The sequence below is a fragment of the Silvimonas sp. JCM 19000 genome (assembly GCF_054652575.1).
On the sequence record NZ_BAAIHC010000009.1, the window covers coordinates 43171 to 55581 of the forward strand.

The following is a 12411-nucleotide window of genomic DNA, read 5'->3' on the forward strand; positions in this document are numbered from 1 at the left end:
AACCGTGTTTATATCACGATTCAAGTTATCCGTTCAAGCCAAAATGCCATCGGCTGACGGGGGTGTTGCAGAATAGCGGAGCCGGGCGCTTAGATCAACAAGCTTTTATCGCTATGTTGATGATTAGCCTGGGAGTTTCTTACGCCCCATCGGGTGGGGGCATGACCCACACTATGGGTTCCCAAGCGGTGTTGTCACTCCGCCGAGGCTGCGGGCGCCAGTACCGTGCGGTTGCCGTTGGTTTCCATCGGGCTGACCAGTCCGGCCGCTTCCATTTGTTCAATCAAGCGCGCGGCGCGGTTATAGCCGATGCGCAGTTGCCGTTGTACGGACGAAATCGAAGCGCGGCGGCTTTTCAGCACAAACTGCACGGCGTCGTCATACAGCGGATCGGAATCTTCGCTCGCACCGCCACCAGCGCCCCCTGCATCAGCCCACGGCGCGCCGCCACTGGCCGCGCCTTCGGCCTCGAAGCCGCCATTGAGGATGCCGTCGATGTAATCGGGCTCGCCGGTTGATTTGAGAAACGCCACCACCTTATGCACTTCTTCATCCGCTACAAACGCGCCATGTACGCGTTGCGGATAACCGGTGCCCGGCGGCAGGAACAGCATATCGCCCTGGCCGAGCAAGGCTTCGGCGCCCATCTGGTCCAGAATTGTGCGGCTATCAATCTTTGAAGAAACCTGGAAGGCCATCCGGGTGGGGATATTGGCCTTGATCAGACCGGTAATCACATCAACGCTAGGCCGTTGCGTGGCCAGGATCAGATGGATGCCCGCCGCACGCGCCTTCTGCGCCAGCCGGGCAATCAGTTCTTCGATCTTCTTGCCTGCCACCATCATCAGGTCGGCAAACTCGTCGACCACCACCACCACGAACGGCAGATGCTCTAGCTGTTCGGGCTCGTCCGGGTTAATCGAGAACGGATTGGTCAGCGGTTTGCCGGCTTTCTCGGCGTCTTTCACTTTCTGGTTAAAGCCGGCCAGATTGCGCACGCCCATCGCGCTCATCAGGCGATAGCGTTTTTCCATTTCGGCCACACACCAGTTCAGCGCGTTGGCGGCCAGTTTCATATCGGTGACCACGGGCGCGAGCAAATGCGGGATGCCGTCGTAGATCGACAATTCCAGCATTTTGGGGTCGACCATGATAAAGCGCACTTCGTCCGGCGTGGCCTTGTACAGCAGCGACAAAATCATCGCGTTTACGCCCACCGATTTGCCCGAGCCGGTCGTGCCCGCCACCAGCATATGCGGCGCGCGGCCGAGGTCGGTGACGATGGGTTTGCCGGTGATGTCTTTGCCCAGCGCCATGGTCAGGCGCGAGCCCATGGCGTGGAACGGTTCGGACGACAGGATTTCGCTCAGGCGGATCATTTGCCGCGTCGGGTTGGGTAATTCCAGGCCCATACAGGTTTTGCCGGGGATGGTTTCCACCACGCGGATAGAAACCAGGCCCAGCGCGCGCGACAAATCCTTCATCAGATTGACGATCTGCGAGCCTTTAACGCCCACGGCCGGTTCGATTTCGTAACGCGTAATGACCGGGCCGGGATAGGCCGCGATGACTTTGACTTCGACGTTAAAGTCACCCAGCTTGCGTTCGATCAAACGGCTGGTGAATTCCAGCGTTTCGTGGCTGATGGTTTCTTGCGCCACCGGGGCCGGGGCCAGCAGATTCAGCGGCGGCAGCGCGTTGGGCTCACCGGGCTGACGCGGCAGATCGTCAAATTCGAACAGGGTAGGCTGTACCGCTTTTTTGTGTTCCTGTTCGGCTTTTTTCTCTGCGGCTTTAACCACGGCCTTGGCCAGCGGCACTTCCATCACCGGCTCTTCGATAATCAAAGGCGCTTTATCGACTTGTTTTTTCTTCTCGACGCTAACGCGTTCCTCGCGCTGCACGGCGGCCACCCGGCCGATGCGGCGGTCCTGGGCGGCATGCCATGCGGCCACCAGCTTGAGCGCCACCCATTCCAGCGCGCCGCCCAGTTTTTCCATCAAGTCCAGCCAGGACAAGCCGGTAAACAGAGAAATACCAATTGCCCAAGCCATCGCCAGGGCCAGCGTCGCGCCAGTAAAACCCAACGCGTGATACAGCCAACCGCCGAGGGCCAGGCCCAGCACGCCACCGGGAGACAAGGGGAGGGGCATATGCAGGCTGTGCAGCCGCAAGGCTTCCATGCTGCAACTGGCCACAATCATCAGCATGAAACCGATGCAGGCCAGCAGTACCACCGGGCGCGAAGATTCATTGATGCGATCGATGCGGCGATAGCCCCACCAGATTGCGGCAAACAGAAACGTCACCCACCACCAGGCCGAGAAGCCGAACACCGACAGAAAAATATCAGACAGCCACGCGCCGACCACGCCGCCACGGTTATGGACGTCGGCATGCGTGGCACTGTGTGACCAGCCCGGATCTTCTGGCGCCCAGGTGACGAGGGCCAGCACCAGATACAGCACGGCCGCCACCAGCAACAGCCACCATGATTCTCGCAACAGATTGGCCAGTTGCGGCGGTAGCGCCGCCTTGACCGAGGCGTTGGCGACGTTTTTCTTGCGGAATAAAGCCATGTTCTTTTGAGTGGATGCTTGCGGACGGTTCATCGACGGCTCTGGCGCGGGCGACCGGGCGCGTCAAGTCGCTGATTAAAAGTGAGAGATTGCCACAGCAGCGCCTGCGCCGCATCCACGGACGTCGGTGCGTTCACAGCGGCGTGGCCGATTGCGCCAGCCGAATGCGCCAGTGGCGCTGGCGCACAACGCAAAACGCGCCAGAACGGCGCGCGTGGACAAGCGGGTTGGCGTGGCTCAGGTCAAAAACCCCGCCAGTTTGTTTTCCATGATGCGCGGGTTCTCGCCATTGGCAATGGTGACGATGCCTTCCATCATCATTTCGCGCCGACGCACTTCGGTGTCGATGTGCTGGCGCAACTTGCTGTAAATCGGCAAAAAAATCAGGTTGGCCGAGCCGACGCCATAAATGGTTGCCACAAATGCCACCGCAATGCCCGCGCCCAGCTTGCCGGGGTCGGTCAGGTTTTCCATGACGTGGATCAGCCCGAGCACCGCGCCCAGAATGCCGATGGTGGGCGCATAGCCGCCGGCGGATTCCCAGATACGCGCGGCCGCTTTGGCGCGCAGTTCCCACGCATCGATATCGAGTTCAAGCGCTTTGCGGATCATGTCGGGTTCCGCGCCATCCACCAGCAACTGGATGCCGCGTTTGACATAAGCGTCTTTCTCCGCCTGCGCATATTGCTCCAGCCCCAGCAGACCGCCGCGGCGCGCTTGCTGGCTCCAGCCCATCAGTGTGGTAAGAATGCGACGAAAGTCGTGTTGCGGCGGCATGAACACCCACTTCAGCATGCGCACGCCCGCCAGAAAGTCCGGCAGCCGGCTTTGCAGCATGACGGCGCCGATGGTGCCGCCAATCACGATCAGAAAGGCGGTGAATTGCAGCAGCGAGGCAATATGCCCGCCCTCGAGCCATTGCCCCAGCACGATGGCCGAGATGCCCAGCACTAATCCGATTACGCTTGTTTTGTCCATTGAGTCAGCGGGTTGATGTTGTTCTAGAGGGCAGGCTGGTCAGGTTCAGCGATGCAGCCAGTCTTGCACCCGACTGCGCAAACGCGCCACGGCCTGACTATGCAACTGCGAAACACGGGACTCAGTGACGCCCAGTACGGCGCCGATTTCTTTGAGGTTCAGCTCCTCATCGTAGTACAAGGCCATGACCAGTTGCTCGCGCTCGGGCAACAAGCCTATGCCTTCAATCAACAGTTTTTTAAAACCGCTGTCTTCCAGTTGCGCCAGCGGGTTGGCGTGATGGTCGGCGGTAAACTGGTCCAGCTGGTCGTTTTCGTCTTCGTCTTCAAAGTCTTCGTAATACACCAGCTGGTGACCACGGGCGTCGGCCAGCATGGTCTGGTATTCGTCCAGCGGCATGCTCATCGAGGTGGCGACTTCGGCCTCGTGTGGCGCGCGGCCGAGTTTGTGTTCAAGGGCGTGGATGGCTTTTTCGATATCGCGCATGTTCTTGCGCGTCTGGCGCGGCGCCCAGTCGGCACTGCGCAGCTCGTCCAGCATGGCGCCGCGTATGCGTTGGGTGGCAAAGGTTTCGAATTGCACGCCGGCGTTGGGATCAAAATTGCGCGCGGCTTCCATCAGGCCGATCAGGCCCACCTGGATCAGATCTTCGACTTCAACGCTGGCAGGCAGCCGTGACACCAGGTGGTAAGCGATGCGCTTGACCAGCGGGGCATGCCGGGCGACGCGGTCGTCGTCGCTCGATGCCTGGGTCTGACGATAAAGATGCAATGCGCGTTGTGCAGGCATACCAGGATTACGGGTCTCTGTGCGATCAATCAAGGGCGGCAGGGTCATGGCGCCAACCTGCCCCTCACGGCGCGCGCCGAGCCACTGTGCGCAACGTGTTCAAGACCAGAATAGTACAGTGGCATGCGATGGTCCGTCGCCTCTTAATAAGTATCGATCTGGGCCAGTTCGTCTTGCAGGCGATGCAGCAATTGCAGCCGCGACGCAGGCACCTTGCCCGTCTCGACCGCAGCCTTGAGCGCGCAGGACGGCTCCTGGCGATGGCGGCAGTTATGAAACCGGCATTGGCCTTGCAGGGGGCGGAAATCCGGCATCAAACCCGGCAATTGTTCTTCTTTGACGTGGGCCAGGCCAAATGACTGCAGGCCGGGCGAATCGATCAGCGCCGTGCCTGCCACCTGATCATCCAGATGGTAGAAAGTGGCATGGGTGGTGGTGTGCTTGCCCGAATCGAGCGCTTCCGAAATATCGTTGACGCGCGCATTGGCCTCGGGCACCAGTGCATTCAGCAGCGTGGATTTACCCATGCCCGATTGCCCCACCAGCACCGAGATATGCCCTTGCAAGCGTTCGCGCAGCGGTGCCACATCCGCCTTGGCGGACAGCGCCAACAGCGGGTAACCCAAGGCTTCGTAATAGCGCAGCGCTTCGCGCGCAGCGGCGGCCTGGGGTAGATCACATTTGTTCAGCACGATCAGCGGTTCGATGTCTTCGGCCTCGGCGGCAATCAGCGCGCGCCCGATCAGCTCATCCAGATAGCTGGGCACTGGCGCCACCACAATCGCAATCTGCGTGACATTGGCGGCGATGATCTTGGAGCGCCATTGGTCCGAGCGGTACAGCAAGGTTTTGCGCGGCAGGGCTTTTTCGATGACGGCCTGCTCGGCGTTCAGTGGCTTGATCTGCACCAGATCGCCGCAAGCAAAATCAGATTTCTTGCCGCGGGCGCTGGCGTTCAGGCGGCTGCGGTCGGGCAGTTCGACCATATAACTACGGCCGTGGCTGGCAACGATACGGGCGGTCTGGCTCATCGGGCCTGGCCTGGGCGGAGGGGGGAGGGCATGGTTTTAATCAAACAGGGCATCAACTCGGGCTGCACAAATAAAATCGTTACGGGTAAGGCCACCAGCCGAATGCGTCGACCACACCAGCGCACAGTGGTTGTAGCTGACGCTCATGTCGGGATGGTGATCTTCGGTATCGGCAATAAAGGCGACGGCATTTACGAATGCCATCGTCTGGTAAAAATTCTTGAAATCCCAGCTTTTTTGCAGACTGGCTTCAACCTGCTTCCAGCCGTGTAATTGCTCGATCAGGGCGGCCGCTGCGGTCGTATCCAGTTTCAAGGCATCGTTCTGGCAGTGCTCTTTACTGAGGGCAGACATGGGCGGCTCCTGTTTATGCGGGGATCAAGCCTGCTGTTTGAGCGCGGCAACGCGCAAGCTGGCAGGGGGATGGCTATCGTAATACACGCTGTGCAAAGGGTCGGGCGTCAGCGTCGATGCGTTGTCGCGATACAGCTTGACCAGTGCGCGGATCAGATCGGTGGCAGAGGCTTGCTGGGCAGCAAAGGCATCGGCTTCATATTCGTGTTTGCGCGACATATACGAACCCAGCGGTGCAAACAAAAAGGTGAACACCGGCAGCACCATAAAGAATAGCGTCAATGCGGTGGCGGTATTGGCCGTCTGTACCCCCAGGCCTTGATAGAACCATGCGGCGGGCAATAACTGGCCCAGTACAAACAACAGCACGGCCATCAAGCCAAACGACCAGATGCGTGATTTGACGATGTGGTTGCGCTTGAAATGCCCCAGTTCGTGCGCCAGCACGGCTTCGATTTCATCACCATCCAGGCGCTGGATCAGCGTATCGAAAAACACGATGCGCTTGTTGTTGCCCATGCCGGTGAAATACGCGTTGCCATGGCTGGAGCGTTTGGAGCCATCCATGGTGAAAATCCCGTTCGAGACAAAGCCGCAACGTTGCAACAAGGCTTCGATGCGCTGGCGCAGGCTTTCGTCCGCCAGCGGTTCAAACTTGTTGAACAGCGGGGCAATCCAGGTCGGGAACACCCACATGATGAAAAACATGAACGCGACCGTGGCCACCCAGACATAAGCCCACCAATAGCTGCCCATGCGCCCCATCAGCCAGAGCACCAGCGCCACAAACGGCAGGCCGATCACGGCCATCAGCAGACTCTGGCGCACGGTGTCGCTGATAAACAGCTTTTTCGACATCTGATTAAAGCCAAAGCGCTCTTCAATGCTGAAGGTGCTGTGCCACGAAAACGGCAGGCCGATGATCAACTGGATCAGGCCCAGCAAGGCAATCATCGCCACGCCCGCCAGAATGCCGGGGCCAAACCAGCCTTCGGTCAGCCGCATCAACGCATCGATACCGCCGCCCAAGGTGAATGCCAACAACACCATGGCTTCGAACACGGTGTTGATCATGCCAAAACGGCTTTTCACCACGGTGTAATCGGCGGCGCGTTGATGCGAAGCCAGCGAGATATTGGCGGCAAACGCCTCCGGCACGGCATTGCGATGGCGGCGCACATGGTTGATCTGGCGCAGCGCTAACCACAATTGCAGCAGCACGCTGGCCACCAGCGCAAACACAAACAGGGCGGAAAACTGATGGGAAGTCATACGGGATATTCTGCAGCGGTCATTGCGGAGAAGTGCAGAGTATAGGGTAAAGCACCCGCGCCCGGCGTCAGCGCAAAGCTGGCCGGGCGGACGGGGTAGCGGGTCAGCAAGGCTTAATCGGCTCGGGCACGTGTAGCCAGCGCCACCACGGCAATGCCCGCGGCCACGATCAGCACATCTTCGATCAGGCCGCTTTGGGTCTGGCCGATATGTTCCATGGCCTTTTTGCGACCATCCAGCGTGGCATACGCCAGCGGCACCGCAGTGGCGACGGCGATGGCCGCGCCTTCTTTTTCCTGCCCTTTGGGGGCCAGCGCCGCACCCGCGATCCCGGCACTGGCAACCCGGGCCAGCAAGCCGAGGAACACCGTACGATCAGGCGCGGATTTCATTTTGTCGCCCGCCAGTTCGCCCGCGCCCATCGCCAACGCGCCGTATTTAAAAACCGGATGGTCCAGCAAAGCCAGTTTGCCCGGTGTGTTGCGCCCCAACAGGCGGGCGGCGGCAAGCGCGGCCATCGGCGTCATGGAGCGGGCGCTGGCAACAGCGCCGATCAGTGCGGAGGCGAGCAGACTGCGTATCTTCATAGTGATGAACTCCGTGGAGCGACGTGCCCGGGTTGCGGATCACGTCGGGTGGGCAGGGATAAGGGGTGGTGTGCTCGATGCTACGGCCGCGCCGCGCGCGGTCGCTAGCGGACGCCCACCGGTGCCGCTGTCGGATTTCGCGTAATTGAGCCGAGCCTGATTCTGGCGCGCGCCGCCGCGCCATGCCCGTCGCCGCGCCGCCGTCGCGCGCCAGCCCCCGTGGCATATAATGCGGAGCTGACAAACTTAATGCGTGTGCGCAGGAGCCTTATCAAATGGCGCAAGACCAGAATCACCTTATCTGGCTGGACATGGAAATGACCGGCCTCGACCCGCAAAATGACCGCATCATCGAACTGGCGCTGGTCATCACTGACGGGCATCTCAACGTGGTGGCCGAAAGCCCGGCCTGGGCCGTGCATCAGGATGACGCCGTGCTCGACGCCATGGACGACTGGAACAAAGGCACGCACGGCCGCTCCGGCCTGATCGACCGCGTTAAAGCCTCCACCCAGAGCGTGGACGATGTGCAGAAAGCCGCCATGGAATTTCTGGCCGAGTGGGTGCCGCAACGCGCTTCGCCCATGTGTGGCAACAGCATCTGTCAGGACCGCCGCTTTATGGCGCGCTGGATGCCCGAGCTTGAAACCTGGTTCCACTACCGCAATCTGGATGTCTCGACGCTGAAAGAGCTGTGCAAACGCTGGCAGCCCGAGATTCATCGCCAGTTTAAAAAGCAGGGCAAACATACTGCGCTGGCCGATATTCACGAGTCGATCGACGAACTCAAGTTTTATCGCGAACACTTTTTGCGCGTGCCTTCCGCCCCGCTTGAAGTAGATTGAATTCAACAGCAGCAACACGCAGTCCGGCCGGCAACGGCCGGTTTTTACATGAAGAGAACCATGTCTATCCCGAGCACTGCGCTGGCTGATGCCGATACGCTGACTTTGACGCTGGCCACTCAGGTGGGGCAGTTGCTGGCTGCGCGCGGCCATCAGGTGACCACGGCCGAATCGTGTACCGGCGGCTTGATTGCCGGCGCGATTACCGAAGTGGCTGGCTCCAGTACCTGGTTTGAGCGCGGGTTTGTTACCTACGCCAATCAGGCCAAGGTCGATATGTTGGCGGTGCCGCCTGAATTTTTGCAGACGCTGGGCGCGGTGAGTGAACCCGTGGTGGCGGCGATGGCGCAAGGCGCGGCCGAGGCGGCGCAGGCGCAATGGGCAGTGGCGGTGTCCGGCATCGCCGGGCCCGGGGGCGGGAGTGCCGAGAAACCGGTCGGCACCGTCTGGCTGGCATGGGCCTGCCCGCACGGCATCTTTACCGAGCGCCAGTTGTTTGGCGGCGACCGCAGTGCCATCCGTACCCAGACCGTGCAGCGCGCGCTGCAACGGCTGATTGAATTGATCAAGGAAACTGCATGACCACGGTGGTGGTAGTACGCAAAAAAAACGAGATTGCCATCGCGGCCGACAGCCAGTCGACCTTTGGCGATACGCGCCTGGCGGCCAGCATGGATGCGCGCTGGGACAAGATTTTTGAATCGCATGGCGGTTATTTTTCGATTTCGGGCAGTGCAGCGCATGACCTGGTGTTGCAGGCCGCGCTCAAGAAAAACCCCAAACTGGGCTTTGGCAGCCGTCCGGCCATCTTTGAGAGCTTTCGCAAGTTGCATCCCAAGCTCAAAGAAGAATTTTTCATGAAGCCGGATGAAGAAGAAGACGACCCGTATGAATCCAGCCAGATCACCGCTTTGCTGGCCAATCCCAACGGGATTTTTGGCGTCTACAGTCTGCGCGAAGTCTATGAATACGAACGTTTCTGGGCCATCGGCAGTGGCGCCGATTATGCCCTCGGCGCGATGCAGGCCGTATACGACAATCCGAAACTGAGCGCGGCAGATATCGCCCGCGCCGGCGTGGAAGCCGGTTGCGTGTTTGACATCAATTCGTCACTGCCCATGACGCTTTACACCACCAGCGCCGCCAAGCGCTGACGCAACGCAGGATCAGACCCATGCAAGATATTCTTGAACGCTTTGTATTTGACGATGCCCCGGTGCGCGGCGAACTGGTGCAACTGCACGACACCCTGCACGAAGTGCTCGACCGCCATGCTTATCCGCCGGTGCTGCAAAAGGTGATAGGCGAGCTGATGGCAGCGGCATCCTTGCTGTCGGCCACGCTCAAGTTTGAAGGCACCTTGATCATGCAGTTGCATGGCAGCGGCCCGGTCAAACTGATCGTGGTGGAGTGCACCAGCGAAATGACCATGCGCGCCACCGCTCGTTGGGATGGCGAAGTGCCGGAAGGCACGCTGGCCGATCTGCTGGGCGAGGGCAAGTTTGTGATGACGCTGGACCCGGATGAAGGCGAGCCGTATCAGGGCATCGTGGCGTATCAGCCGGGCCAGACGGTGGCCGAGATCATCGAGCACTACATGCGTAATTCGGAGCAGCTGGAAACGCGCATCTGGTTGGCCAGCCAGAACAGTGGCGCGGCCGGTCTGCTGGTGCAGAAGATGCCGGCGGGCAAGGGCGATGCCGATGCCTGGGACCGGATCCAGAAATTGTCCGAGACCATTACGCGTGAAGAATTGCTGGGCCTGGCCCCGCGCGATGTGTTGTACCGGCTGTTCAACCAGGAACTGGTGCGCGTGTTTGACCCGCAGACGCCGCGCTTTGCCTGCACGTGTTCGCGTGAACGCGTGGGTGGCATGTTGAAGATGGTTGGTCATGAAGAGGTTGAGGGCGTGATCGAGGAGCGCGGCAAGGTGGAAGTGACTTGCGAGTTCTGCGGCAAGGAATATGGCTTTGATGCGGTGGATGTGGCGCAGTTGTTTGCGGGTGGGGCGACGACGATTGCGCCGGGGAATCAGGTGCATTGATTGGCCTGCGGCGCGTGGGTTGGGGGGGGCGCCTTGGATGGGGTAACCCTTTAACCGCTTGAGCCTGCGGCGCATGTTTTGATACCCGGGGGTGCCCGGGAGCACCTTACTTTTCTTTGCTTCGCCAAAGAAAAGTAAGCAAAAGAAAGGCGACCCCACTCGCGAATCCTTCGCTCGCCAGGGGGCCCGGTAGGTCAAAAACCGCAACGGACCGTCTTGCACTTCTATGGCTCAGCTGCCGCTCCGCGGACGCGACGCTCAGTCGGAGCCCGATAGGGCTGGTCTCCTACCTTCGCGCGCATAGGGTGGGTCTAGACCCACCATCCAAAGCCATCCGCTACGCCACCGCGATCTGCATACCCTGCGCGATCGATAGCCTTGGTTTGCTGACTTGGTTTTCAGCGGGTGGGTTGGTCCGGCTTTGCCGGACCTGAAACCTTTACCGCTTAGCCTGCGGCGCATTTTTGATACCCGGGGGTGCCCGGGAGCACGTCACTTTCTCCTACAGCCGAGAAAGTAACCAAAGAGGCCGCCCCTTAGCTCCCGCAATGCGGGGGGTAGGTCAAAAGCCTCAAGCAAATCCTTTGGGTTGCATAGCTGCCGCTCCGCGGACGCGACGCTCAGTCGGAGCCCGGTAAAGCTGGTCTCCTACCTTCGCGCGCTCAGGAAATGGCTTGGCATAGCCACGATTGCTGGCCTCGTTGCTGCGCAACATCGGGTGGGCGTGGATGCTGGGCCGTGACAATGAACAGCGGCATCGTGTTTCGCGGTCTCATAGGGTGGGTCTAGACGGGGACGCCCAGTCCCACCCCCCAAAGCCATCAAGCAGAACGCCCCTGCGCCTTTCACCCGCGCCATCCCACTTTTTCGTACGCTCCTGAAACTATCCGGCTCAATCCCGGCATTGTCTTTTCCGTCCCGGCTTCTAAGGTAATTACATCCGCACCTCGAGAAGCCAAAAAATGAAAACACCGTTCCACTGTCTCTGCCTCACGCTGGCGCTGGTCGCCGCGCATGCCTGTGCCGACGATGACACCATCCGTCTCGGCAATCTCAAATTCGCGCATTACGGTGCGATTTCTTATCTGAAAGAGCTGGCGCCCAAGTGTGGCATCAAGGTAGAGGAGCGCATGTTTGCCAAGGGCCTCGATATCATGCCGGCCATTACCGCGGGTGAGATCGATGTGGCCGCCAGCGCGGCCGATGCGGCGATTGCCGGGCGCGCCAGTGGGGTGCCGATTTATGCGGTGGCGGGGTTTGCCAAGGGTGGGGCGCGGATTGTGGCGGCGCAGGGTAGCAATATCAAAAAGATGGCCGACTTCAAAGGCAAGAAGGTGGGCGTGGCGCGCGGTGGGGCGCAGGAATTGTTGCTGCTGGCCGAACTGGCCAAGGTCAATCTGACATGGTCGGACAAGCCGGGCAAGGATGTGCTGATCGTGTATTTGCCGTTTGCCGATCTCAACCAGGCCTTGATGCAAAAGCAGATCGATGCGATGGCGCAATCCGAGCCGCAAGCATCGCAAGCGCTCAATAAAGGCTTCGGCACGGAAGTCCTCAAACCGTATGACACGCCGATGGGCGAGCCGGTGCGCACGCTGGTGATGACCGAAAAGCTCTACAACAATCACGCGCTGGCGCAAAAACTGATGCGCTGTTTTGTGCAATCGACCAAGTTGTTTATCGACGACCCCAAGCTGGCCGAAAACTATGTGCGCACCAGCATGTTCAAGGGCCAGATCACCTCGGATGACTATCAGGATGCGATCGGCAATTCGCCGTTTTCGTATGACCTGACCATCGAGCACATCCAGACCACCACTGATTTGATGGTCAAGTATGGCGTCGGCCGCATGGCCAAACCGCCCGTGGCCAAGGATTGGGTCAAGCTGGATTTGCTCAACGACGCGCGCAAAGCCGCAGGCGTGCAATAAC

12 protein-coding genes are annotated in these 12411 nt (G+C 60.0%); 5 read left to right on the plus strand and 7 right to left on the minus strand.

Annotated elements, in window-relative coordinates; translation table 11 throughout:
* Positions 1-194 precede the first annotated feature (194 nt).
* The 7 genes from ACYQ1A_RS10230 to ACYQ1A_RS10260 all read right to left on the minus strand — a co-directional run bounded on the left by ACYQ1A_RS10230 (position 195) and on the right by ACYQ1A_RS10260 (position 7590).
* Positions 195-2612 carry a DNA translocase FtsK gene (locus ACYQ1A_RS10230; protein ID WP_499361939.1) on the minus strand — a complete coding sequence of 806 codons (2418 nt, stop codon included), beginning with the start codon at positions 2610-2612 and terminating at the stop codon, positions 195-197.
* A 204-nt stretch (positions 2613-2816) separates the two neighbouring features.
* Positions 2817-3557 (minus strand): flagellar motor protein, encoded by a 741-nt coding sequence (locus ACYQ1A_RS10235; RefSeq protein ID WP_499361940.1) that lies wholly within the window; start codon positions 3555-3557, stop codon positions 2817-2819.
* A gap of 45 nt (positions 3558-3602) precedes the next feature.
* A complete protein-coding gene (locus ACYQ1A_RS10240) occupies positions 3603-4394 on the minus strand; it encodes an RNA polymerase sigma factor FliA (protein WP_499361941.1) in 792 nt (263 codons plus the stop codon).
* Positions 4395-4489: 95 nt separating this feature from the next.
* Entirely contained in the window at positions 4490-5377 is an 888-nt protein-coding gene (gene rsgA / locus ACYQ1A_RS10245) for a ribosome small subunit-dependent GTPase A (RefSeq protein WP_499361942.1), read from the minus strand.
* 36 nt (positions 5378-5413) lie between these two features.
* Entirely contained in the window at positions 5414-5731 is a 318-nt protein-coding gene (locus ACYQ1A_RS10250) for a 4a-hydroxytetrahydrobiopterin dehydratase (protein WP_499361943.1), read from the minus strand.
* 24 nt (positions 5732-5755) lie between these two features.
* A complete protein-coding gene (locus ACYQ1A_RS10255; RefSeq protein ID WP_499361944.1) occupies positions 5756-7003 on the minus strand; it encodes a M48 family metallopeptidase in 1248 nt (415 codons plus the stop codon).
* Positions 7004-7116: 113 nt separating this feature from the next.
* Positions 7117-7590 carry a hypothetical protein gene (locus ACYQ1A_RS10260; protein ID WP_499361945.1) on the minus strand — a complete coding sequence of 158 codons (474 nt, stop codon included), beginning with the start codon at positions 7588-7590 and terminating at the stop codon, positions 7117-7119.
* A 275-nt stretch (positions 7591-7865) separates the two neighbouring features.
* Here ACYQ1A_RS10260 and orn point away from each other — a divergent pair, with 275 nt between their 5' ends.
* From orn to ACYQ1A_RS10285, 5 genes are all read left to right on the plus strand, one after another.
* Complete coding sequence (orn, locus tag ACYQ1A_RS10265) at positions 7866-8435, plus strand: oligoribonuclease (protein ID WP_053937309.1); 570 nt, start codon at positions 7866-7868, stop codon at positions 8433-8435.
* Positions 8436-8495: 60 nt separating this feature from the next.
* On the plus strand, positions 8496-9017 hold the full coding sequence (locus ACYQ1A_RS10270; protein ID WP_499361946.1) for a CinA family protein: 522 nt from the start codon (positions 8496-8498) through the stop codon (positions 9015-9017).
* A complete protein-coding gene (locus ACYQ1A_RS10275; protein ID WP_499361947.1) occupies positions 9014-9589 on the plus strand; it encodes an MFS transporter in 576 nt (191 codons plus the stop codon). Before ACYQ1A_RS10270 ends, ACYQ1A_RS10275 begins: the two co-directional genes overlap by 4 nt.
* 20 nt (positions 9590-9609) lie before the next feature.
* Positions 9610-10479: an Hsp33 family molecular chaperone HslO gene (gene hslO, locus ACYQ1A_RS10280; protein WP_499361948.1), complete on the plus strand. Its 870-nt coding sequence runs from the start codon at positions 9610-9612 to the stop codon at positions 10477-10479.
* 962 nt (positions 10480-11441) lie between these two features.
* Complete coding sequence (locus tag ACYQ1A_RS10285) at positions 11442-12410, plus strand: ABC transporter substrate-binding protein (RefSeq protein WP_499361949.1); 969 nt, start codon at positions 11442-11444, stop codon at positions 12408-12410.
* The last annotated feature ends 1 nt before the right edge of the window (position 12411 follow it).